The sequence below is a fragment of the Streptomyces sp. CA-106110 genome (genome assembly GCF_050936285.1).
Lineage (GTDB): Bacteria > Actinomycetota > Actinomycetes > Streptomycetales > Streptomycetaceae > Streptomyces.
In genome coordinates, this window is sequence record NZ_JBNJNB010000001.1 from 7587283 (window position 1) to 7609011 (window position 21729).

At 70.5% G+C, this 21729-nt stretch carries 22 protein-coding genes and 2 tRNA genes; 14 read left to right on the forward strand and 10 right to left on the reverse strand.

The window, feature by feature from the left end:
* The first annotated feature begins 6 nt into the window (after positions 1-6).
* The 8 genes from ACQEXA_RS34945 (at position 7) to ACQEXA_RS34980 (ending at position 6679) form a co-directional block, all read left to right on the forward strand.
* A complete protein-coding gene (locus tag ACQEXA_RS34945; protein ID WP_360991568.1) occupies positions 7-699 on the forward strand; it encodes a phosphonatase-like hydrolase in 693 nt (230 codons plus the stop codon).
* On the forward strand, positions 696-1745 hold the full coding sequence (locus tag ACQEXA_RS34950; protein WP_433131993.1) for an ABC transporter ATP-binding protein: 1050 nt from the start codon (positions 696-698) through the stop codon (positions 1743-1745). Before ACQEXA_RS34945 ends, ACQEXA_RS34950 begins: the two co-directional genes overlap by 4 nt.
* Complete coding sequence (locus ACQEXA_RS34955; protein ID WP_432928136.1) at positions 1738-2556, forward strand: 2-aminoethylphosphonate ABC transporter permease subunit; 819 nt, start codon at positions 1738-1740, stop codon at positions 2554-2556. The genes ACQEXA_RS34950 and ACQEXA_RS34955 overlap by 8 nt, the downstream gene beginning before the upstream one ends.
* A complete protein-coding gene (locus ACQEXA_RS34960; protein ID WP_432928134.1) occupies positions 2543-3340 on the forward strand; it encodes an ABC transporter permease in 798 nt (265 codons plus the stop codon). The genes ACQEXA_RS34955 and ACQEXA_RS34960 overlap by 14 nt, the downstream gene beginning before the upstream one ends.
* A gap of 50 nt (positions 3341-3390) precedes the next feature.
* Positions 3391-4452 (forward strand): 2-aminoethylphosphonate ABC transporter substrate-binding protein, encoded by a 1062-nt coding sequence (locus ACQEXA_RS34965; RefSeq protein WP_361821685.1) that lies wholly within the window; start codon positions 3391-3393, stop codon positions 4450-4452.
* Positions 4453-4500: 48 nt separating this feature from the next.
* Positions 4501-5280 carry an HAD-IIA family hydrolase gene (locus ACQEXA_RS34970; protein ID WP_359391562.1) on the forward strand — a complete coding sequence of 260 codons (780 nt, stop codon included), beginning with the start codon at positions 4501-4503 and terminating at the stop codon, positions 5278-5280.
* A 205-nt stretch (positions 5281-5485) separates the two neighbouring features.
* Positions 5486-6010 carry a hypothetical protein gene (locus tag ACQEXA_RS34975; RefSeq protein WP_432928132.1) on the forward strand — a complete coding sequence of 175 codons (525 nt, stop codon included), beginning with the start codon at positions 5486-5488 and terminating at the stop codon, positions 6008-6010.
* Between the two features lie 3 nt (positions 6011-6013).
* Positions 6014-6679 (forward strand): class F sortase, encoded by a 666-nt coding sequence (locus tag ACQEXA_RS34980; RefSeq protein ID WP_432928130.1) that lies wholly within the window; start codon positions 6014-6016, stop codon positions 6677-6679.
* A gap of 105 nt (positions 6680-6784) precedes the next feature.
* Here ACQEXA_RS34980 and ACQEXA_RS34985 read toward each other — a convergent pair whose 3' ends face one another.
* On the reverse strand, positions 6785-7480 hold the full coding sequence (locus ACQEXA_RS34985; RefSeq protein ID WP_432928129.1) for a FadR/GntR family transcriptional regulator: 696 nt from the start codon (positions 7478-7480) through the stop codon (positions 6785-6787).
* A 90-nt stretch (positions 7481-7570) separates the two neighbouring features.
* Positions 7571-7644: transfer RNA gene (locus ACQEXA_RS34990), tRNA-Lys, on the reverse strand.
* Between the two features lie 224 nt (positions 7645-7868).
* Between ACQEXA_RS34990 and ACQEXA_RS34995 the strand changes: the two genes are divergently transcribed.
* The 4 genes from ACQEXA_RS34995 (at position 7869) to ACQEXA_RS35010 (ending at position 11622) form a co-directional block, all read left to right on the forward strand.
* Entirely contained in the window at positions 7869-9041 is a 1173-nt protein-coding gene (locus tag ACQEXA_RS34995; protein ID WP_433131996.1) for a peptidoglycan-binding protein, read from the forward strand.
* An 89-nt stretch (positions 9042-9130) separates the two neighbouring features.
* The gene (locus tag ACQEXA_RS35000; RefSeq protein ID WP_432928125.1) at positions 9131-10270 is read left to right on the forward strand and encodes an SPFH domain-containing protein; all 1140 of its coding nucleotides are present in this window, start codon (positions 9131-9133) and stop codon (positions 10268-10270) included.
* A gap of 119 nt (positions 10271-10389) precedes the next feature.
* Positions 10390-11013: a lytic polysaccharide monooxygenase auxiliary activity family 9 protein gene (locus ACQEXA_RS35005; protein WP_432928123.1), complete on the forward strand. Its 624-nt coding sequence runs from the start codon at positions 10390-10392 to the stop codon at positions 11011-11013.
* 144 nt (positions 11014-11157) lie between these two features.
* On the forward strand, positions 11158-11622 hold the full coding sequence (locus ACQEXA_RS35010; protein ID WP_432928121.1) for a hypothetical protein: 465 nt from the start codon (positions 11158-11160) through the stop codon (positions 11620-11622).
* Positions 11623-11850: 228 nt separating this feature from the next.
* On the opposite strand, the gene ACQEXA_RS35015 is transcribed toward ACQEXA_RS35010, so the two are convergent.
* The 7 genes from ACQEXA_RS35015 to ACQEXA_RS35045 all read right to left on the reverse strand — a co-directional run bounded on the left by ACQEXA_RS35015 (position 11851) and on the right by ACQEXA_RS35045 (position 17090).
* Positions 11851-11924 (reverse strand) — tRNA-Lys (locus ACQEXA_RS35015).
* A 77-nt stretch (positions 11925-12001) separates the two neighbouring features.
* Positions 12002-12760 (reverse strand): IclR family transcriptional regulator, encoded by a 759-nt coding sequence (locus ACQEXA_RS35020; protein ID WP_433131998.1) that lies wholly within the window; start codon positions 12758-12760, stop codon positions 12002-12004.
* 204 nt (positions 12761-12964) lie between these two features.
* Positions 12965-13741 carry an ectoine/hydroxyectoine ABC transporter ATP-binding protein EhuA gene (ehuA, locus tag ACQEXA_RS35025; RefSeq protein ID WP_432928118.1) on the reverse strand — a complete coding sequence of 259 codons (777 nt, stop codon included), beginning with the start codon at positions 13739-13741 and terminating at the stop codon, positions 12965-12967.
* Positions 13742-13751: 10 nt separating this feature from the next.
* Entirely contained in the window at positions 13752-14402 is a 651-nt protein-coding gene (ehuD, locus tag ACQEXA_RS35030; RefSeq protein WP_433132001.1) for an ectoine/hydroxyectoine ABC transporter permease subunit EhuD, read from the reverse strand.
* Entirely contained in the window at positions 14399-15097 is a 699-nt protein-coding gene (ehuC, locus tag ACQEXA_RS35035; RefSeq protein WP_432928116.1) for an ectoine/hydroxyectoine ABC transporter permease subunit EhuC, read from the reverse strand. Before ehuC ends, ehuD begins: the two co-directional genes overlap by 4 nt.
* Positions 15094-15990, reverse strand: a complete 897-nt coding sequence (ehuB, locus tag ACQEXA_RS35040) for an ectoine/hydroxyectoine ABC transporter substrate-binding protein EhuB (RefSeq protein ID WP_432928114.1) — start codon at positions 15988-15990, stop codon at positions 15094-15096. The genes ehuC and ehuB overlap by 4 nt, the downstream gene beginning before the upstream one ends.
* Before the next feature lie 137 nt (positions 15991-16127).
* Entirely contained in the window at positions 16128-17090 is a 963-nt protein-coding gene (locus ACQEXA_RS35045) for a D-2-hydroxyacid dehydrogenase (protein ID WP_432928112.1), read from the reverse strand.
* A 355-nt stretch (positions 17091-17445) separates the two neighbouring features.
* On the opposite strand from ACQEXA_RS35045, the gene ACQEXA_RS35050 reads away from it, so the two are divergent.
* Together ACQEXA_RS35050 and ACQEXA_RS35055 are read left to right on the forward strand one after the other, a co-directional pair.
* The gene (locus ACQEXA_RS35050; RefSeq protein ID WP_432928110.1) at positions 17446-18177 is read left to right on the forward strand and encodes a maleate cis-trans isomerase family protein; all 732 of its coding nucleotides are present in this window, start codon (positions 17446-17448) and stop codon (positions 18175-18177) included.
* A gap of 90 nt (positions 18178-18267) precedes the next feature.
* Positions 18268-19350: an LLM class flavin-dependent oxidoreductase gene (locus tag ACQEXA_RS35055; protein ID WP_360991605.1), complete on the forward strand. Its 1083-nt coding sequence runs from the start codon at positions 18268-18270 to the stop codon at positions 19348-19350.
* A 108-nt stretch (positions 19351-19458) separates the two neighbouring features.
* Here ACQEXA_RS35055 and ACQEXA_RS35060 read toward each other — a convergent pair whose 3' ends face one another.
* Positions 19459-21342, reverse strand: coding sequence for a putative bifunctional diguanylate cyclase/phosphodiesterase (locus tag ACQEXA_RS35060; RefSeq protein ID WP_432928108.1), 1884 nt, complete (start codon positions 21340-21342; stop codon positions 19459-19461).
* Positions 21343-21729: the final 387 nt, after the last annotated feature.

Consider the following 21729-nt stretch of genomic DNA (forward strand, 5'->3'; position numbering starts at 1 on the left):
CACCCCATGACCGACATACGTCTCGTCGTGCTCGACATGGCCGGCACCACCGTCGCCGACGGCGGTCTCGTCGAGCGCGCCTTCGCCGCGGCCGCCGCCGAACTCGGAGTGCGGCCCGACTCCGCCGACCACGCCGAGAAACTGGCCTATGTACGCGCCACCATGGGCGAGTCCAAGATCTCCGTGTTCCGGCATCTGTTCGGCGACGAGAGCCTCGCCCAGCGCGGCAACGCCGCCTTCGAGAAGGCGTACGGGGAGCTGGTCGACGAAGGGCTCATCTCCGAGGTGCCCGGGGCCCGCGCCGCCGTCGAGGAACTGCGGGCCGACGGACTGACCGTCGTGCTGACCACCGGGTTCGCCCGGGTCACCCAGGACGCGATCCTCGACGCCCTCGGCTGGCGGGATCTGGTGCCGCTCACCCTGTGCCCGGCGGACGCCGGAGGCCGCGGCCGGCCCTACCCCGACATGGTCCTCGAGGCCTTCGTGCGGACCCGGGCGGCCGAGGACGTCCGGCAGGTCGCGGTCGTGGGGGACACCTCCTACGACATGCTCAGCGGGGTGCGCGCCGGGGCGGGACTGGTGGCCGGAGTGCTCACCGGTGCCCACGACGGCACGGCGTTGCGCGCCGCCGGCGCCACGCATGTGCTCGGCTCGGTGGCCGAACTCCCGGCTCTGCTGAGTGGAGTCGACGCGGCATGACCGGTATTCGCTTCGACCGGGTGTCGGTCGCGTACGGCGGGACCACCGTCCTGGACGGTCTCGACCTCACCGCCGAACCGGGCGAGGTCATGGCGCTGCTCGGGCCCTCGGGCTCGGGCAAGACGACCGCGCTGCGGGCGGTCGCCGGGTTTGTGCGCCCGTCCTCCGGGCGGGTGTTCCTCGGCGGACGCGACGTGACCGGGCTGCCGCCGCACCGGCGTGGCATCGGGATGGTCGTCCAGCAGTACGCGCTCTTCCCGCACATGCGGGTCGAGGAGAACGTGGCGTTCGGGCTCAAGGCGCAGAAGGCGCCCCGGCGGGAGATCCCCGGCCGGGTCGCCGAGGCCCTGGAGATGACCGGCATGGGCGAGTACGCCCGCCGGTATCCGCGCGAGCTGTCCGGCGGGCAGCAGCAGCGGGTCGCGATCGCGCGGGCGCTCGCCGTACGCCCCGGCGTACTCCTCCTCGACGAGCTGCTGTCCGCGCTGGACGCCCGGCTGCGCTCCGGGATGCTCGCGGAGCTGGCCCGGCTGCACCGGGAGCTGCCCGACGTGACGATCCTCTACGTCACGCACGACCAGGTCGAAGCGCTGACGCTGGCGGACCGGATCGCGGTCATGGACCGCGCCCGGCTGCAGGACGTCGGCACACCGCAGGAGCTGTACCGGGCGCCGCGCACCGAGTTCACGGCGTCCTTCGTCGGGAACGCGAACCTGCTGCCGGTGACCGTGGGGGCCGAGGGAGTCGCCTTCGGCGGCGTCGACCTGCAGGTGGACACGCAGGGGGCGGCCAAGGGGGCCGCGGCGACCCTGTGCGTACGACCGCACCTCGTCCGGCTCGGGCCGGGACCCAACCGGCTGGCCGGAGTCCTCGGCGAGATCCAGTGGCGCGGCGCCACCCACCGCCTGTACGTGGACGTGGCGGGCCACCGGGTCATGGCCGATGTGGGGGAGCTGCGACGCCCGCCCGCGCCGGGGGAGACGGTCGAGGTGCACTTCGCGCCCGAGGACGGCGTGCTGCTGGCCGCAGGGGTGAGCCGTGACTAGGCGTCTGGCCTGGGCTCTTCCTCCCGCGGTCCTGCTCGCCGCCGCGTTCCTCTACCCCCTTTCCCTGGTCGTCCGGCAGTCTTTCCAGCCGGACACCGGGGGCACCTCCCTCAAGCCGTACACGGACGTCTTCGCCTCCGTGGCGTTCCGCGAGGCCCTGTGGACCACCGTCTGGCTGGCGCTCGCCGCCACCGCTTGCTGTCTGGTCCTCGGGTTCTTCCTCGCGCTCGTGATCGCCTTCGTCCCGTTCCCCGGGGCGAAGGCGGTCGCCAGGTTCGTCGACGTCTTCCTGTCCTTCCCCTCCTTCCTCATCACGCTCGCCCTCCTGTTCATCTACGGCAGCGTGGGCATGGCCAACGGGCTGTGGAGCGAGGCGACCGGCGTGGCCTCGGGGCCCTTCCAGTTCCTCACCACGCCCTGGGGTGTCCTCCTCGCCGAGGTCACCTACTTCACGCCGTTCGTGATGCGGCCCCTCCTCGCCGCGTTCTCGCAGCTCGACACCGCGCAGGTGGAGGTCGCGGCATCGCTCGGCGCGCGGCCCGCGCGGATCGTGCGCCGGGTGATCCTGCCCGAGGCGCTGCCCGCGCTCACGGCCGGCGGAGGACTCGTCCTCGTGCTCTGCCTTAACGAGTTCGGCATCGTGCTGTTCACCGGCGCCAAGGGCGTCACCACGCTGCCCATGCTCGTCTACAGCAAGGCGATCCTGGAGTCCGACTACCCGGGCGCCTGTGTCGTCGCCGTCGTCAACGTCCTTGTCTCCGTGGGCCTCTTCGCCCTCTACCGGGTGGTGAGCCGCCGTGCTGGTGCATAGCCGCACAGGGAAGTGGGCCCTGTGGACCTGCTTCCTCGTCCTCTTCCTCCCGCTCTTCGCGCTGCCGCTGCTCGTCATCCTGGCCGCGTCGTTCGCCAGTCACTGGTCGGGGGCGCTGCCGTCCGGCTACACGACCGCGCACTACACCGCGGCCACGCACGGGGACTCGCTCCAGGCGCTCATCACCAGCCTGGTCACCGCGGTCACCGCCAGCCTGCTCGCGCTCGCCGTCGGCACCTGGAGCGCGATCGGTGCGCACGCCCTGCCGAAGCCTCTGAAGCGGGTGATGGACGCGCTGTTCGTACTCCCGGTCGCCGTGCCCTCGGTGGTGGTCGGACTCGCGGTCCTCGTCGCCTTCTCGCAGCCGCCCGTGCTGCTCAACGGCACCTGCTGGATCGTGATCCTCGCGCACACCGTCCTCGTCACGGCCTTCGCGTACCAGTCGGTCTCCGCGGCCGTCCTCCGCCTCGACCCCGCCTACGAGCAGGCCGCGGCCTCCCTGGGGGCCCGTCCCGGCTATGTGCTGTGGCGGGTCCGGCTCCCGCTGCTGCTGCCGTCCCTCACGGCCGCGGCCGGCCTCTGCTTCGCCCTGTCCATGGGCGAGTTGAGCGCCACGATGATGCTCTATCCGCCCGACTGGGCTCCGCTTCCGGTGCAGATCTACGCCGCCACCGACCGGGGCTCGCTGTTCACCGGCTCCGCCCTCGCCGTCGTCCTCATGACGGCCACCCTCCTCGTCCTGTTCGCCGTGGCCCGGATCCGTACCCGGGCCGCCTACCGCTGACCACTCGCTCCACCCCGACTCTCCCGTCCACGCAAGGAGTTCATCTCGTCATGCCCAGAAACCACATCAAGCCGATCGCCGCCGTCCTCGGCAGCCTCGTCCTCGCCGGTTCTCTCACCGCCTGCGGTGGCGACTCCTCCGCGGCCGACGCCAAGACCGTCACCGTCTACAGCGCGGACGGCCTCAAGGGCGAGAACAACGACGGCTGGTACGACCGCGTCTTCAAGGACTTCGAGAAGCAGACCGGAATCAAGGTCAAGTACGTCGAGGGCGGCTCGGGCGAGGTGGTGCAGCGCGCCCTGCGCGAGCGCAGCAACCCCCAGGCCGACGTGCTCGTGACCCTGCCCCCGTTCATCCAGCAGGCCGACGGCAAGGGACTCCTGGCCAAGTACGCGCCGCAGGGCTCCGACCAGGTCTCCGGCGCCGACAAGGCGGCCGACGGCACCTGGACCTCCGTCGTCAACAACTACTTCGGGTTCGTCTACAACAAGAAGGAGCTGAAGCAGGCCCCCACCACCTGGGAGGAGCTGCTCGACGCGAAGTACAAGAACAAGCTGCAGTACTCCACCCCCGGTGTCGCCGGCGACGGAACCGCCGTGCTGGTCAAGGCGATGCACGACTTCGGCGACAAGCAGGCGGCGCTCGACTACCTGAAGAAGCTCCAGGCCAACAACGTCGGCCCGTCGGCGTCGACCGGCAAGCTCGCGCCCAAGATCGACAAGGGCGAACTGCTCGTCGCCAACGGTGACGTCCAGATGAACTACGCCCAGTCCAAGAGCATGCCGAACCTCGGCATCTGGTTCCCGGCCAAGCAGGGCGGCAAGGCGACCACTTTCGCCCTGCCGTACGCGGCCGCTCTCCTGAACAAGGCCCCGCAGAGCGAGAACGGGAAGAAGCTGCTCGACTTCATGCTCGGCCGCACTGCGCAGCAGCAGGTCAGCGAGATCGGCGGCGGCTTCAGCGCCCGTACGGACGTCAAGGCCACCGACGCCAACGCCATCGCCCTCACCAAGCTGATGGACGGCGTCGAGGTCTTCGAGCCGGACTGGAACGACATCGACAAGAACCTTCAGACGTACGTCGACGACTGGAAGTCCGCCACGAACAGCTGATCGCTACGCTGGGACTCACGCAGCACCACGTAGGGCAGGAGATGGCACATGGCAGAGCGCAAGCCCATCGAGTCGTGGCTCACCGACATGGACGGTGTGCTTATCCACGAGGGTGTTCCGATCCCCGGTGCCGATGCCTTCCTGAAAAAGCTGCGTGAGTCCGGCAAACCGTTCCTGGTGCTCACGAACAACTCCATCTACACCCCGCGTGATCTGCACGCCCGGCTGCGCCGGATGGGTCTGGAGGTGCCGGTCGAGAACATCTGGACCTCGGCGCTGGCCACCGCCCAGTTCCTGGACGACCAGCGCCCCGGCGGCTCGGCCTACGTCATCGGCGAGGCCGGGCTGACCACCGCGCTCCACGACATCGGCTACATCCTGACCGACCAGGAGCCCGACTACGTCGTCCTGGGCGAGACCCGCACCTACTCCTTCGAGGCCATGACCAAGGCGGTCCGGCTGATCAAGGGCGGCGCCCGGTTCATCGGCACCAACCCCGACGAGACCGGCCCGTCCCCCGAGGGCCCGCTGCCCGCCACCGGCGCGGTCGCCGCGCTGATCACCAAGGCGAGCGGGAAGAAGCCGTACTTCGCGGGCAAACCGAACCCGTTGATGATGCGGACCGGGCTCAACACGATCGGGGCGCACTCCGAGACCAGCGCGATGATCGGCGACCGGATGGACACCGACGTACTGGCCGGCATGGAGGCCGGCATGCAGACGTTCCTGGTGCTCACCGGGCTGACCACGCCGGAGCAGATCGACAGGTTCCCGTTCCGCCCCTCACACATCGTGAACTCCATCGCGGACCTCGTCGACCTCGCCTGACATCCCTGACGGGTGGCGACGAGAGCCGCATCCGAGGCCCGCTCGGCAACAGGTCCCCCGGCACCCGGACGGAGTAGCCGGGGGTCCCGTCCGGATGCGCCGGAGTGCCTGAAAGGGGAATCTCCTGGTATCGGGAGGTTTCACGATGGGTTCACTACGGCTCACTCTGTGTGCTGGGGCCGCTGTCGCGACCGCCCTCGTTCCGATGGCGTACGCGGCGGACCAGCAGGGCGTCTGGATGACCCCTGCCTCCCCCGCGCCCGGCACCGACATCCAGCTGGCCGTACGGGGTTGCCCCGGTGTGACCGGCACCGCCACATCGGACGCGTTCGTCGCGGATGCGCGGCTCGTCGGCGAGGACGGCCTGCTGACCGGTGACACCCGGGTCCGCACCGCGCTGGCGCCCGGCACCTACTCCGTCACCGTCGGCTGCGACGACCAGGAGGTCAAGGGCATGATCAGCGTCGCCGGACCGACGGCGACCGCGCCGTCCGCCCAGCCTTCCCCGAGCGGCTCCGCCTCCGCCATTCCGACGGTCCCGCCCTCCGCCCCCTCCTCGCCGATCGCCCCGGTGCACGCGGGCGGCGGCGGTACGGCGCGCGGCTCGTCCGCCGACGCCCGGGTCGCGGGGCCCGGCGCCCTGCACGCGATCATCGGCCTCGTCCTCGCCGGCGTCGCGTGCGCCGCGGTCGTGGCCCGTAGTGCCCGCCGGGGCAGAGGCGCGGAGTGAGCCATGTCGGTACATGAACATTCCTCCGTCACCGGACGCATGCTGATGGGTGTCGCCTGGGTGGTCCTGCTGCTGGGGCTGTGGCAGTGGGGCCGTGACGTCACCGACGTACGCCAGGGGATCTTCGCGCCGATGACCGGCGACATGGCAGCCGTCGGCCGTCCCCCGCAGCCCGAACTGCCGCCTGCCGCGGAGCCGTTGCGGCGGGCGGTGCCCTTGCGTGTCGACATCCCCGACCTCGGGGTGCAGGCACCGGTCGTGCCGCGCGGGCTGGACGGGCAGGGAGCGCCGGATGCGCCGCCCTACGACCAGCCGGGCGTCGTCGCCTGGTACCAGGCCGGGGTGGCGCCCGGCGCCGCCGGGACCGCGCTGTTCGTCGGGCACCTGGACACCGACACCAAGCCGGCCGTCTTCTACGGGCTGAGCGGTCTGCGACCGGGGGCCAAGGTCCGGGTGGCCCGCGACGACGGGCAGATCGCGGAGTTCACCGTCGAGGACGTCAAGGTCCTGGCCCGCGAGGGCTTCGACGCCCGGCAGGCGTACGGGACACGCGAGCCGGGCCGGGCCGAGCTGCGGCTGGTGACCTGCGGCGGCACCTATGACCCGGTGAGCCGGACCTACTCGGCGAACGTGGTGGTGTCGGCGTACCTGACGGGCACCGGCCGGTGACATCCGCCCTCAGCGGGGCCGGTCGCCTCCGTCGACAAGGCGCCCCTCCCGCCCTCGCCGCGTCCCCCGACTCGCATGCGCCGGCGACCCTTGGCCTCCTGAGCTCTACGGCGTCCCACCGTCCGGGGCGGTTGCTGCGGTCAGTCGGGTGCGGATGCCGAGGAAGTGCTCCCTTATGGCCTTCTCCGCTCGTGCGGAATCCCCGGACCGCACGGCGTCGAGGATCTCCCGGTGCTGCCGGCAGGTGACCTTCGGGTCCTGCGGCAGGTCCACCAGATCCGTGCGGACACGGTGGAACGCGTCCCAGAAGGCCTCCAGCACCTCGCCCAGCAGGGCGTTGCCCAGCCCTCGGTAGAGGGCGGCGTGAAAGGCGCGGTCGGTCTCGGCGAGGCCGGCCCCTTCTGCGGCCTGCTGCTCCATGCGGTCCACGAGCGCGCCCAGTTCGACGAGATCGCGCTCCGGCAGCCAGCCGGCCAGGCGCGAGACCAGACCCGACTCCACCGCCTCGCGCAGTTCGAGGAACTCCAGCAGGCTGTCCTCGCCGCGGTGGTGCCCGGCGACCGTGCGGAAGGCGAGGCCCTCGACCATCGGGGCCAGGGACATCGGGCCGACGTAGGTGCCGAAACCATGCCGGATCTCTACGATGCCCATCGCCTGGAGCGCCTTCAGAGCCTCGCGCACGGAGTTCCGGCTGGCTCCGAGCAGCGCCATCAGTTCGGACTCGGTGGGCAGTGTCGCACCCGGGGGCAGCCGGCGGTCGACGATGAGCCTCTTGATCCGCTCCTGCAGGTCGCGTGCCATGGCCAGAGGGTAGCGGGGTGCATCGGGAGGTTCGCCGGGCGCGAGAGGACACGAAAAAGCCCCCCGCTCTCGCGAGAGGCCTTCCGGTCGTGCGCCGCCAGGGACTCGAACCCCGGACCCGCTGATTAAGAGTCAGCTGCTCTAACCAACTGAGCTAGCGGCGCCTGCTGACCTGGAGAACTCTACCCGAGACGACGGGGTGCTCCGGACCACGGACGGCTCATGACGGCCTCCGTCCGGCGGGTGCCCGTACCGCCGGAGGAACGGAACGCCCGCAACATTCGGGCCGTCATCCCACGATTCCGCTGTCCAGTTAGTGAAACTGACATACATGCAGAAAACAGTACAAATCCTCCAAGGTGGCGACAGTGAGGGTGAAGGACGCGGCATGCGGACTCCGGTGTTCGAGGAATTCGATCCGGCGTCCGGCTGCGACTGCCCCGGCTGTGTTCACTGGCGCCGCGCTCTCCTCCCGGCATGCCGCACCGGGCGCTCCGGCCGTGTGACGTCCCGCACGACGATCGTGCTGGCCGCCGCAGTGGCCGCGGTGCTCGGTGCGGGCCAGGTGGCACCGGCTGTGGCGACCACCCACGCGCCGCCCCGCCCGGGTGCCCCCCTTGACGACCAGCCGCCGGACACCCCGCAGGGATACACGGCCCCGCTGAACGGTCCCGCCGGGGCGCCTGCCGCCGCCGTCGCGCCCGCGACGACCCGTGCCCAGATCATCAACCGGGCCAAGCAATGGGTCGCGGCCGGGGTGCCGTACAGCATGGACGACTACTGGTCGGACGGTTACCGGCAGGACTGCTCCGGCTTCGTCTCGATGGCCTGGAACCTCGGCACCAACGAATGGACGGGCAGCCTGGACAAGTTCGGTGTCCGCATCGCCAAGGAGCAGTTGCAGCCGGGCGACATCCTCCTCTTCCACAACGTCGACGACCCCGAACGCGGGTCGCACGTGGTGATCTTCGGCGGCTGGACGGACTACACGCACACGCAGTACGCGGCCTACGAGGAGACCCCGCCGAAGGCCCGGAAGCAGGCCACCCCCTATGCGTACTGGTCCAATTCAGACCGTTATGTCCCCTACCGCTACAAGAACGTCACCGAGAGCAAGGCCGGCCTCGGGGACAAGGACCTGCCGCTGACCGACGACGATCCGGCCACAGTGGACGGCTACGCGGGCGCCCTGTCCGGAGCGGGCGCGGTCGCGGGGCCGGGCGCGACGGCCTGGTCCATGGCACAGAAGAAGGGCGAGGACATGCCGATGGCCGGGATCTCCGTGACCGCTGACGAACTGCGGGCCGCATCCCGGGCCTTGGTGTCCGGCTTTCCCGGCCTGGGCATGTTCCGGCCGGGCGCACACAACCCGTATGTCACGCGGCTGGGCCGCCAGTTGATCAAAAAAGGGTTCGGCAGGCACTACACCGGCGGGCCCGGGCCGCACTGGGGCGAGCCGGACCGCCGCAATGTCGAAGCGTTCCAGCGGGCCCAGGGCTGGCACGGTGCCGAGGCCGACGGCTACCCCGGCCCGGATACCTGGCGGCTCCTGTTCTCCTGACCTGGCCACCGGCCCTTTCCGAACTCCCTTTCCCGGTCCGTATTCCGCGCCCCGTCACCACACTCCGGGGCCAAGGCAAGGAGGCACGAATGAGCACCACATCGCAGCACCCGGATTCCGAAGAGGCGCCGGACGAAGCGGAGGCCCGGCAGGCCCGGCTCATCCACGGCGACTCGACCACCGACATCCCTGTTCACCTGCTGTTCCGTGAGGACCCCGACGCCGCGGTGCCGGTCAACACGACGGTGGTGGGGCGGCGGCTCGGCACCGGCGAACAGCCGAAGGTCCGTCCCTCGACCCCGCCTGGCCGCAAGCCACCCGACCTCGACCCCGACCTGGTGGAGCGGCCCGCACGGGTGCTGCCGGGTGCGCTCGGCGTGCTGGTCGGTCTGGCCGGCGTGGCCGCCTGCGGGGTCATCTCGTGGTGGGTGGGCTTCGTGTCGCCGGCCGCGCTCCGCCTGCTGCAGCTTCCGGCGTCCGTCCCCGTCGGGGTGGGGCTGCCGCAACTGGCCGCGTACATCGGGGCGGGCCTGCTCTTCCTCCTCGGCTTCGGCGGGCTCATGCGGGGCCACACCGGGCGCGCCTGGGTGCTCAGTGTGTTCGGGCGCTACCGGGGCACGATCCGCCGTACCGGCCTGGTGTGGGTCAATCCGCTGGTGCTGCGCACACGGGCCGATGTGCGAGTGCGGCACTGGCGCAGCGAGCCGATGCCCGCGGTGGACGCCAACGGGGTCGCGCTGCACGTGGTCCTGATGGTGACGTGGCTGGTCCGGGACACCGCGCGCGCCATGCTCGGCATCGACGACCACGAGGCCTATCTGCGGGAGTGCGTCGAGGCGGCGCTGGCCCGTGTGCTGCCGCAGGTGCCGGCCGACGTGCCCGGCAGTACGGCCATCGTGAGCCTGCGCAACGCGGAGGCGGTCGGCGACGCGCTGACCCGGCTGGTGGCCGCGGACGCGGAACCGGTCGGCCTTGAGGTGTTCGTGGTGCAGCCGACACGGATCGAGTACGCCCCCGAGGTCGCCGCCCGGATGCAGCGCCGCCGTATCGCCGCGCTCGAGGCCCAGCACCGCGACACCGTGCTCAGCTCGGTCGTCGACTCGGTCGAGGACACGGTGGTCCGGCTGACGAGGCGGGGCCTGGTCGAACTCGACGACTACGAGCGCAAGGCGCTGGTGAAGGATCTGACGGTCGCGTTCTACACGGGGAGGACCGCGGACGGGGCGTGAAAGCCACGCCGGATTGGTATGGACATGTTCAACTCCCGGCAATAATCTGGGACTTGGTCTAGACCTGAACGCTGCGCGCACGGCTCAAGGAACTCCCCACATCCTCCAGGAGCAGCAGCATGCGCATCCATGCGACCAGGAAGGCGAAGTGGTACGCGGCCGCGGTCGGCCTCGCCACCGCCGGCACGTTCGTACTGTCCACCGGCGGGGCCGACGCCCACGGCTACACCGACCAGCCCCTCAGCCGGCAGAAGATGTGCGCCGCGAACGGTGGCATCGTCACCGGTTGCGGCGACATCCAGTGGGAGCCGCAGAGCGTCGAGGGCCCGAAGGGCTTCCCCGCGGCCGGGCCGAACGACGGGCAGATATGTTCGGCGAACCACACCAACTTCGGGGCGCTCGACCAGCCGAGGACACCCTCGGGCGCGGCCTGGCCGACCACCCGGGTGACCGGCGGTCAGAGCTACACCTTCCGCTGGCAGTTCACCGCCTCGCACGCGACGACCGACTTCAAGTATTACGTCACCAAGCAGGGCTGGAACCAGAACCACGCCCTGACCCGGACTGACCTGAACACCACCCCGTTCCTGACGGTCCCGTACAACGGTCAGCGTCCGCCGTCCACCCTCAGCCACAGCGGCACCCTGCCGGCCGGGCTGAGCGGGCACCACGTCATCCTCGGCGTGTGGACGATCGCGGACACCGCCAACGCGTTCTACTCCTGTGCAGACGTCACGTTCTGACCGGAGTCCTGTCCCGGGTTCGTGCCGGGCGTTCCTTCTGAGCATTGCTTGAGGAGCACCGGCTCCCCGGGAGGGTACGTTCCACGCACGCCGTCATGACCATGACCGCGTGCGTGGAGCCGTACCGGACTCGGGGGAGAAGCGATGGATTTCCTGTTCTATGTGGTGCCGGGCCTGATCATGGCCATGGCGCTGGTCGCGGCGGCCGCGGTGATCCGCCGCTCGCTGCGGTTGCGGAGCAACTGGAACAGCGGCCTGACCGCCGAGGCGCGCTGTCTGCGGACGTACACGACCACCCGTCGCAATGAGGACTCCGTGACGACGACACTGCACCACGTGTACGAGTTCACCACCTGCGAAGGCCGTACCGTCCGTTTCGAGGAGGCGGGCGGGCCGGGGACGACGGTCGAGGGTGACATCGTCCCCGTCCACTACACGGCGGCCCACCCGGAACACGCCACCGCCCACCCACCGGCCCGGGCCAAGACCCTGGCGAGCACGGTCGGCATCCTGGTCTTCCTCGGGGTGATCGTCGCGTTCTGCATCGGCTTCATGGTGACCTACACCGAGGTCTTCGCCGGCGACACCCCGTTCGCGGGAATGCCGTAGCGGAGGCGCACGCACCCAGGCGGTTCGCCGTGGCGCGCAGCGGAGGTGGCGGTTATGGTTCGCGCTTTCCGCGCACTCGTCCCGCGCAGGCACCGTGCGCTCACCGCAGCAGGGCCTGGACGGGGGTGTGGGTGGCGAAGCCCCCACCACGTGCGGCGCAGCCGCGCAAAAACAACGATGGCGAGCCAGGTTCGCGCTTTCCGCGAACACGACTCGCCATCGCCATCGTGCGCCGCCAGGGACTCGAACCCCGGACCCGCTGATTAAGAGTCAGCTGCTCTAACCAACTGAGCTAGCGGCGCAGACTCCGTCGCACTCCGCTCTCGCGTCGGCGACAAAAGAAATACTACCTGGTCTGCGGGGGTGCTTCTGACCACCCTCAGATGGCCAGCGAGAGAAGCACCGGGGCCGCTCCCTTGTTCAGCCGGTCCGCCGCCTGCCGCAGCCGGTGCACGTGCTCGACCGGCAGGGACAGTGCCAGGCAGCCGACCGAGGAGCCCGCGGTGATCGGGACGGCCGCGCAGACCGTGCCCACCGCGTACTCCTGAAGATCGAGGATCGGGACCGTCGGCGGATGGGCGTCCAGGCGGGACAGCAGGAGCTTCTCGCTGGTGATCGTGCGCGAGGTGAGCCGGGCCATCTTGTGCCGGGCGAGGTGGTCCCGGCGGCCGTTCAGGTCGAGCTGACCCAGCAGGCTCTTGCCGACCGCGCTCGCGTGGGCCGAGGAGCGGAAGTCCACCCACTCGTGCACCGCGGGTGTCGCCGGGCTTTCGGCGCACTGGGTGACCTGGATCTCACCGTCGATGTAGCGGCTGATGTAGACGGCGGCGCCGACCGAGTCGCGCAGCCGGCCGAGGGTGTGCTGGAGAGTCTCGCGCAGCGCCTGGTCGCGGCCGTGGGCGGAGCCCAGGCGGCTGAGCGCGGCGCCGGTGACGTAGGCGCCGTCGGCGGTCTGATCGACGTATCCCTCCCGGCGCAGCATCCGCAGCAGCGCGGTCAGCCGCTGGGTGCCGAGGCCGCACTGGCGGGCGAGCTCGGAGTCGGTGACGCCGGTCGGGCGCCGCGCCACCGTCTCCAGGACGCGCAGCGCGTCCTGGGCCGAGTGGTACGGGGCGGTCGGCTCATGGGTCAGCGCCACGATCTCCCCCTGCGCTTTTTGGGCCGTTCTCGGGACAGCTTGGCTGCCTCCACGATAAGGCTCAAGGGTCGGCCGGGGAGCGGGTGTTCGCCAACTTCGCGGCGTGATCGGCCCTCCCAGCAGGGCCGCGCCACTTTGGCATATGCCAGGGTCATGAACCGACCGCCGTGACCGGGGCCGGACCGCTGCCTTCACTCCTCGCGTTCACAGCACTGCGCTGAGGAACTCCCGCGTCCGCTCCTGTTCGGGCTCACTGAAGATCTTCTCCGGGGCGCCGGCCTCGATGACCCGGCCCGAGTCGAACATCAGGACCCGGTCGGAGATGTCCCGGGCGAAGTTCATCTCGTGGGTCACACAGAGCATGGTGATGTCCGTGCTGCGGGCGATGTCACGGAGGACGTCGAGGACCCCGGCGACCAGCTCCGGGTCGAGCGCGGACGTCACCTCGTCGAGCAGCAGTACCTGCGGGCGCATCGCCAGGGCCCGGGCGATCGCGACCCGCTGCTGCTGGCCACCGGAGAGCTGGCTCGGGAACTTGTCCAGGTGGTCACTGAGCCCGACCAGGTCGAGCAGCTCCCGGGCCCGCTGCTCCGCCTCGTCCTTGGACATGCCGAGGACGGTCACCGGCGCCTCGGTGATGTTCCGCAGCACCTTCATGTTCGGGAACAGGTTGAACTGCTGGAACACCATTCCGATGTTCTTGCGGATCTCCCGGACCTGCTTCTCGCCGGCCGGGAACAGCCGCTGCCCGGCGACCGTGATCGTGCCCTTGTCGGGCTTGGTCAGGGTCATCAGCAGCCGCAGGATCGTGGTCTTTCCGGAGCCCGAGGGGCCGATCAGCGTGACGTGCTTGCCCGCGTCGACCGAGAAGTCGAGCTCGTCGAGGACCGTGTGGTCCCCGAAGCACTTGGTGACCTTCTCGAAGCGGATCAGCTCGCCGGTGGCCGCCGGCGAGCCCGTGTGGGCGTCGGGTTGCTTCATCAGGGGGGTGTCAGCGGACAAGGCGTCGCTCCAGGGCTCGCAGGAGGAGGGAGGCGGGGTAGGAGATGAGGACGAAGGCCACACCGATGACGGTGAGCGGCTCGGTGAACTGGAAGTGCTGCTGCGAGAAGAGCCGCGCCTCACCGAGCATGTCCAGGACGGTGATCGCCATCAGCAGCGGTGTGTCCTTGAGCATCGAGATCACGTAGTTCCCGAGCGCCGGTACGACCCTTCGGATCGCCTGCGGCAGGATCACCACAGTCCAGGTGCGCCGCATGGACAGGCTCAGCGCGGTCGCCGCCTCCCACTGGCCGGCCGGGACGGCCTCGATACCGGCCCGGTAGACCTGCATCGTGTACGTCGAGTAGTGCAGGCCGATCGCGATGACACCGGTGGTCAGCGCGGAGAAGGTGAGACCCCATTCGGGCAGCACATAGAACAGGAAGAACAGCTGCACCAGCAGCGGGGTGTCACGGATGAACTCGGTGACGATCCTCACGGGCCAGCGCACCCACCGGCTGGGTGTGCGCATCAGCAGCGCCCATACGAGGCCCAGGGCGAACGAGATCAGCGAGCCGAGGGCCAGCGCCTGGAGGGTGACGAGCAGGCCGTCCCAGAAATGCGGCATGAAGTCGCGGACGGCACCCCAGTCCCACTTCACGAGACACCACCTCCGACGGGCTCAGGGATGGACACCCGGGGCTGCGGCACCTTTCCGACCCCGGCCTTGAGGCGGCGCTCGAGCCTGCGCATCAGCCGGGTGAGCAGGAAGGCGATCACGAAGTAGATGAGCAGGATGTAGGTGTAGATCTGCGCGCTCTCCTGCAGCGCGAGCCGCACCAGGTTGCCGCTGAACGCCAGGTCACCCATGCCCATGATGGAGACCAGCGCGGTTCCCTTGAGCAACTCGACCAGCAGGTTGGAGAACGGCGGGATCATCTCCGGCACGGCCTGCGGAAGCAGGATCTTGCGCAGCCGCTGCCAGGGCGTGAAGCTCAGTGCGATCCCGCCTTCGCGCTGCGCCGGGTCGACGGAGTTGAGGGCGCCGCGCACGATCTCGGCGCCGTACGCCCCGTAGGTCAGTCCGAGGGCGAGCGTGCCCGCCCACAGCGGCACCAGCTGCCAGCCGAAGGCGAGCGGCAGCACGAAGAACACCCAGAAGATCATGATCAGGGCGGATGTGCCGCGGAACACCTCGGTGTAGAAACCGGCGAGGAAGCGGACGATCCACCGATGATGGGTGCGTGCGATGCCGACGGCGAAGGAGACGCCCGTCGCGAGCAGCGCGCTGAGCACGAGCAGCTGGACGGTGGTCCATACGCCCTTCAGTACGAGTTCCCAGAGTCCCGATGTCATCCGCGGCACAGCTCCTTCGCGGTCATGTCGGTCATCTCGGCCTTGGTGAAACCGAACGGGCGCAGGATGCGGAAGAGCTCGCCGCTCGCCTTCATCTTCTTCAGCTCGACGTTGAAGGCGTCCCGCAGGCCCGTCTCGGTGGGCCGGAAGGCGAAGCCGCCGCCGTCGATGTGCGGCTTGCCCTTGACGAGAGGCGCGAAGGGTTTGGTGGCCTCCGCCTTGCGGGACTTCTTGACAACCTCACGGGTGGTGAGCGCGGTGCCGGCGAACACATCGGCACGCCCGGCCTCCACCGCGTTCAGCCCGGCGACCTGGTCGGGGACGATCAGGATGTCGCTTTCCTTGTAGCCGGCCTCGACGGCGTACTGGATCTCGGCGTACCCGGTGCCGGTGGCGAATTTCGCCTTCTTCGCGACGACGTCCTGGTAGGAGTGCAGACCCTTCGGATTCCCCTTGCTCACGATGAAGGAGCCGAGCATCTGGTAGTCGGGGTCGGCGAAGATGACCTGCTGACAGCGGTCCGCATTGATGTACATCCCGGCCGAGACCACATCGAACTGCTGTGAGTTCAGTCCGGGTATCAGCGAGCCGAACTCGGTCGGCACGGGCTGAACGCGGTCGACGCCGAGGCGTTTGAAGATGACCTTGGCCAGCTCCGGGGCCTCGCCGGTGAGGTCGCCGTTCTTGTCGATGTAGCCGAAGGGGATCTCACCGGCGATGCCGAGGCGAACGACGCCCTGGGCCTTGAGCCGGCTGAGCAGATCACCGCCGGGCGTGGTCGACGCCGCGGCCACGCGGCTGCAGCCGGCGGCGCCCAGCGCGGCGACGCCGGCCAGCAGCGACCGTCTGGTGGTTCCGGTTTTCCCTGGGTCATTCGTCCGTGGTGGAGCCATGGACGCGCCGCTACCCGAGACCGGGCGATGTATTCAGGCCCCTCTCGGCCCCGCGCTTCGCCGGGCTGCCCCGCCCGGACGGCGTCATTCCGCTCCATCGCCGCACTGACCTGCCACGATGCGGGCCGGGAGGACCCTCAGTGGCCGGGCACGTATCCACGATTCTTGTCGACCACATTCACAAGTGGTTCGCCTGCCGCCCAGCGCTCGTACAACGCGACGAACTGCGCGCCGAGCTCATCGCGCCAGCCGGCCGTGTCGCCGCTCATGTGGGGGGACACGAGCAGGCCCGGAACGCGCCACAACGGGCTGTCGGAACCGAGTGGTTCGTGCCGGAAGACATCGAGCGCCGCGCCCGCGATCCACCGTTTCGTCAACGCCTCGGCGAGTGCGTCCTCGTCCACGAGCTGCCCGCGCCCGACGTTGATGAAGCGCGCGGAGGGCTGCATGACACCGAAGCGCCGGGCGTCGAACATGCCGTACGTCTGCTGCGTCAGTGGCGCCGCCGCGATCACCCAGTCGGCGCGGGTCAGCAGCCGGTCTAGGTCGGCCGGGCCGTGGATGCCGGTGCGCGGGACGCGGCCCACGACCGCCGTCGTGACGTCGAGCGCCTTGAGCGTACGGGCGATCGTCCGCCCGATCGGCCCGGAGCCGACCACGCACGCGCGGGTGCCCGCGAGCCGCGTGGTCTCGCGATGCCGCCACTCCCGCTCCCGTTGCAGCTCCCAGGTCCGCGGCAGGTCCTTGGCCAGCGCGAGGACGAGCGCGGCCACGTACTCGGCGACCGGCTGGTCGAAGACGCCGCGCGCGTTCGTCACCACCGTGTCGGACGCGACGAGTTCGGGGCACATCAGGTGGTCCACGCCCGCGCTGGCCGTGTGCACCCAGCGTGGCCTGCGGCCCGTACCGGGCCAGGCGTCGCGCACCGCCCGCGAGGTGAAGTCCCAGACGAGCAGCACGTCCGCGTGCGGCAGCCGTTCGGCGAGCGTCGAGGCATCCGCGTGCTCGATCCGCACCCGGCCGGTCAGGCGGCCGAGACGGGGCAGCGGCTCGGCGTCCAGGACGAGCAGGGTCGGGCGGCCGGGCGGGGGAGCGGTCATGCGGCACCCGTGTCCTCGATCGGCACCGGCCGACGGTGCCGACCGGGTGTCTGACATGCGCGGATGGACCACCGTCGCACCGGAAACCGGCGCCGTCAACACGCACGCCGCGCCCCGCACGCCGTCGCTTCGGCGTTAGCCGCCCGCTCCTGAGGGAAGGCGCCGTAACACATCGCGGCCGATGTCCTCTCGGCCAACCAGGTGAGGATGTGGGCGGGGCTCGGCGTCATCTGGGTACCCGGGTGACGGGACCCCGTCAGGCTCTTCTGGGGGCCGGCTGTCACGTCCTCGAGGGCAGTGGCGGAGAGACAGCGCACCACGGACCCGCACCGCCGGAAGAACAGGAAGGTTCGGCATGACCGCACTTGGATTCCTCTACCCGGGCCACTCCGCGGAGGACGACTATCCACGCATCGAGCAGCTGCTGGCCAGCGACATCCGGGTGGACCTCGTGCACACCGACACCGGTCAGGGCGCGCTGCGGCTGGACGGGCTGCGGGAGATCGGCTCGCCGGAGCGGCTCGCGTCGGGCGTGGAGGAACTGCGCCTCGCGGGCGCCGAGGCGGTGGTGTGGGCGTCCACCAGCGGAAGCTTCGTGCACGGCTGGGAGGGAGCCCACGAGCAGGTGCGCGCCCTCGCCCGCACGGCCGGGATGCCTGCCTCCTCCACCTCGTTCGCCTTCGTGCACGCCGTGCGGGAGCTCGACGCGCGGCGCGTGGCCGTCGCGGCGACCTACCCGGACGATGTGGCGGACCTGTTCGCCGGGTTCCTGCGGGCGGCCGGTGTGGAGGTGGTCTCGGTCCGATCCGCGGGCGGCGCCACGGCGGCGGAGACGGCCGGCTGGGGCGCGAAGGAGGTACTGGCGCTCGCCCAGGAGGGTGATCACGCAGGTGCCGACGCGGTTCTGCTCCCCGACACGGGGCTGCACACGGCGGCGCATCTGACGCTCCTGGAGAAGGAACTGGCCAAGCCGGTCCTCACGGCGAACCAGGTCACGGTGTGGGAGGCCCTGCGCCTGGTGGACCGCCGTGTGAACGCCCCCCGCCTCGGGGCCCTGTTCACCAGGGAGCCGATCGTCCAGGTGTGACGCCCCGGCCCCGGGCGGTGACCGGGAATAACCAGGGATTGCCCCCTGTTGTGGCGCCTGAGTCGCGACCCAGACGCAGGAGGCAGTTCGGTGGAGGAGATCCGAGGTTCGGCGCAGGGCACGGCGCCCGTCCCCCTGTCCGTACTCGACCTGGTCACGGTCGGTGCGGGGAGCACCGCCACCGACGCGCTCCGTACCAGTGTCGAGCTCTCCCGGCTCGCGGAGTCCCGGGGATTCCACCGGTACTGGATCGCCGAGCACCACTCCATGCCGGGCGTGGCCTCCTCCTCTCCCGCCGTGATCCTCGCCCACCTCGCCGCGCACACGGACCGCATCCGGCTCGGCTCGGGCGGGGTGATGCTGCCCAACCACGCCCCGCTGGTCATCGCGGAGCAGTTCGGCACGCTTGAGGCGATGGCACCCGGCCGCGTCGACCTGGGTCTGGGGCGTGCCCCCGGCACGGACGGCGCCACCGCCGCCGCGCTGCGCCGCACCGACCGGCTGAACGAGGGAGCCGACGACTTCCCCCAGCAGCTGGTCGAGCTGACCCGCTTTCTCGACGACGACTTCCCGGACGGCCATCCGTACGCCCGTATCCACGCGGTGCCAGGCCCCGTCCAGGCCACCTCCCCCGGGGGCGTCCAGTCCCCGCACCGGCCGCCGATCTGGCTGCTCGGCTCCTCCGGCTTCAGCGCCCGGCTGGCCGGCATGCTCGGCCTGCCCTTCGCCTTCGCGCACCACTTCTCGGCGCAGAACACCATCCCGGCGCTCGACCTGTACCGCGAGTCCTTCCGCCCGTCCGAGGTCCTCGATACGCCGTACGCCCTCATCGGCGTCGCCGCCCTCGCCACCGACGACGAGAAGGAGGCCCGCCGCCAGGTGAGGGCCGCCGCCCTGAACATGCTCCGGCTGCGCATGGGCCGTCCCGGGCTCGTCCCCACCCCGCAGGAGGCGGAGGCGTACGAATTCGGGCCGCTGGAGCAGGAGTTCTTCGAGAGCTGGAGCGCGAACGTCATCCATGGCACTCCGGACGAGGTCCGCTCCGGCCTGGACGGTCTGCAGAAGCGCACCGGCGCCGACGAGTTGATGATCACGTCGAACGCCCACGGCGGGGACGTACGGGTGCGCTCCTACGAACTGATCGCCGACGCCTACGGGTTGCCGACCGCCTGAGCGCGGGCGGAGGGCCGGACTCGGGGCCCGGGCCGCGCACGGTCGGTCCGCGGTTCAGGGAGCCGAACGGGCCGGGAACCGCGGGTCGGCGCCCTCCCCGTCTGCCCGTCACGAAGGGCGGCAGGCCTCCTCGACCAGCTCGGAGATGCGGTCGGGCGGCAAGGGCCGTGAGTACAGCCACCCCTGACCGGTGTCGCAGCCGATCCGGCGCAGCCGGGTGGCCTGCGCGGACGTCTCCACGCACTCGGCGGTGACCGTCAGGCCCAGCCGGTGCGCGAGCTGGATCATGGCCTCGACGATGACCTCGTCGGCGGGATTCGGACGGTCGCCCGTGCCCTCGTACTGGAAACCCCGGACGAACGAGCCGTCCAGTTTCAGCACCGACACCGGCAGCCTGCTGAGGTAGGCGAGGTTCGAGTAGCCGGTGCCGAAGTCGTCGATGGCGATCCGCACCCCCATGTCGCTGAGTGCCTGGAGTGCCTGGAGCGGGCGGCCCGACGAGCCCATGACGGCCGACTCGGTCAGCTCCAACTGCAGCAGGTGCGGGGCGAGTCCGGTCTCCGTGAGTGTGCCGGCCACGTCGGCCACCAGGTCGGAGTCCCACACCTGACGCACCGCCACGTTCACACTGACGAAGATCGGCGGCTCGTCCGGGCGTTCCAGCTGCCAGCGGCGCGCCTGACCGCATGCCGTCCTCAGCACCCAGCGGCCGAGCTGGACGATCGAGCCGTCCTCCTCCGCCAGCCCGATGAACCGATTCGGCGTCAGCGTGCCGAACTGGGGGTGATGCCAGCGCACCAGCGCCTCCACCCCGCGCACGCGCTCGTCCTCCATCCCCACGAGCGGCTGGTACTCCAGGGCGAACTCGCCCCGTTCGATCGCCGGACGCAGGCCGGAGGAGAGAGCCTGACGGGTCATGCGGTGGGCGTTGCGCTCGGGGTCGAAGAGGGTCCAGCGGGACTTGCCGTCGGCCTTCGCCCAGTACAGCGTCGTGTCGGCGGCCTGCATCAGACCCGTCGCCGTCGTCCCGGCCGTGTGCCGCTCCACGACGCCGATGGACGCCGACACGGACAGTCGCTGCCCGGACAGGTCGAACGGCGCCTGGAGTGCCTTCAGCACCGACCCGGCCAGTTCGGCGAGCTGGTCGGTACCTGTCGAGTCCTCGACGAGCAGCGCGAATTCGTCACCGCCCAGCCTGGCCACCAGGGGAGTGACCGCCCGCGCCTGGCCGGCCTCGTCCGCGCAGCGCGTCAGCCGCTCCGCCACGGCCGCGAGCAGCCGGTCGCCGACCCGGTGGCCGAGCGTGTCGTTGACGGCCTTGAACCCGTCGAGGTCCAGGTAGCACAGCCCGATCCGGCCGGTCCCGCTCTCCTCGTACGCCTCCGCCTCGAGCGCGGCCGACAGACGTTCGAAGAACAGTGTGCGGTTGGGCAGCCGGGTCACCGGGTCGTGCATCTGCAAGTGCCTGAGCTGCGCCTGGAGTTCGCGGCGGGCGTTGATGTCGGTGACCGAGAGCAGGACGGCCTGCTCCGTCTGGGGCAGCGGGGTGACGGTCACCTGGACCCAGAGCGAGTGCCCGTCGGGATGTTTGAGCCGGCGCGTGCAGCGCAGCCGGGCCTGGCGCCCGCGCAGCACCTCGCGGAAGGCGTGCCAGGTGCGGGCGTCCGAGGACAGGTCCACCAGGTCGGCGGCGACCTTCCCGAGCAGCCCCTCGGCGGCGGTGCCCAGCAGCGATCCCATCCCCTCGTTGGCGGTGACGACCAGCCCCTCCCGGTCGACGACCGCCATGGCGAGCGGCGCGGCGGCGAAGGCGGCGAACAGGGGATCCGCGGCACGGGGCGACGGCGGTGGGTCGGTGGCCGACGGGACCGGATGCACGTCGGCGAGGAGCGGTGGCTGGGACGTACCGGATGACATGGTCTCGTGACTGTCTGTGACGACCGGGCCGACGAGGTCTGCCGCGGGCGCTGGCCCTTCGGACGTTCCGCTCACCGCTCGCTCCCGCAGTGCACTCGTTCTTCGTACGGATCTCGTGGGTCTCGTCGGGGTCGACGGCCGCATGGCGAGCGACCGTACGAGCCGTGTCCGTGCAGGAACGTGTGCCGATCATAGAGGCTGCCCCGAGGGCCTTCCAGCCGCTGTCCAGCGTCCCGGGGCGAGCACACGTCCTGACAGATCGTTTCTGCCCGCACCGGGCCCCGCTCTATCAGGCAGCCCTCGATTGTGACGTTGCGTGAGTACTGGAGGCGCCGGACCGTCTCGGCCGCCCCCTCGAAAATCGTGCGCCGTCCTGCGCTCCCGCCCTGCACCGCCCCTCCCCGGTACTCGCGGTTCCCATCTGGCCTTTCCCCCGCCTGACGGTGTCTCACCCTCCTGGGG

Bases quoted from the DNA above. Each gene is read 5' to 3' on its own strand.
- ACQEXA_RS34945 (WP_360991568.1), top strand. From the start codon at position 7: ATGACCGACATACGTCTCGTCGTGCTCGACATGGCCGGCACCACCGTC.
- ACQEXA_RS34950 (WP_433131993.1), top strand. From the start codon at position 696: ATGACCGGTATTCGCTTCGACCGGGTGTCGGTCGCGTACGGCGGGACC.
- ACQEXA_RS34965 (WP_361821685.1), top strand. From the start codon at position 3,391: ATGCCCAGAAACCACATCAAGCCGATCGCCGCCGTCCTCGGCAGCCTC.
- ACQEXA_RS34970 (WP_359391562.1), top strand. From the start codon at position 4,501: ATGGCAGAGCGCAAGCCCATCGAGTCGTGGCTCACCGACATGGACGGT.
- ACQEXA_RS34975 (WP_432928132.1), top strand. From the start codon at position 5,486: ATGGCGTACGCGGCGGACCAGCAGGGCGTCTGGATGACCCCTGCCTCC.
- ACQEXA_RS34980 (WP_432928130.1), top strand. From the start codon at position 6,014: ATGTCGGTACATGAACATTCCTCCGTCACCGGACGCATGCTGATGGGT.
- ACQEXA_RS34985 (WP_432928129.1), bottom strand. From the start codon at position 7,480: ATGGCACGCGACCTGCAGGAGCGGATCAAGAGGCTCATCGTCGACCGC.
- ACQEXA_RS34995 (WP_433131996.1), top strand. From the start codon at position 7,869: ATGCGGACTCCGGTGTTCGAGGAATTCGATCCGGCGTCCGGCTGCGAC.
- ACQEXA_RS35000 (WP_432928125.1), top strand. From the start codon at position 9,131: ATGAGCACCACATCGCAGCACCCGGATTCCGAAGAGGCGCCGGACGAA.
- ACQEXA_RS35005 (WP_432928123.1), top strand. From the start codon at position 10,390: ATGCGCATCCATGCGACCAGGAAGGCGAAGTGGTACGCGGCCGCGGTC.
- ACQEXA_RS35010 (WP_432928121.1), top strand. From the start codon at position 11,158: ATGGATTTCCTGTTCTATGTGGTGCCGGGCCTGATCATGGCCATGGCG.
- ehuA (WP_432928118.1), bottom strand. From the start codon at position 13,741: ATGAAGCAACCCGACGCCCACACGGGCTCGCCGGCGGCCACCGGCGAG.
- ehuC (WP_432928116.1), bottom strand. From the start codon at position 15,097: ATGACATCGGGACTCTGGGAACTCGTACTGAAGGGCGTATGGACCACC.
- ehuB (WP_432928114.1), bottom strand. From the start codon at position 15,990: ATGGCTCCACCACGGACGAATGACCCAGGGAAAACCGGAACCACCAGA.
- ACQEXA_RS35045 (WP_432928112.1), bottom strand. From the start codon at position 17,090: ATGACCGCTCCCCCGCCCGGCCGCCCGACCCTGCTCGTCCTGGACGCC.
- ACQEXA_RS35050 (WP_432928110.1), top strand. From the start codon at position 17,446: ATGACCGCACTTGGATTCCTCTACCCGGGCCACTCCGCGGAGGACGAC.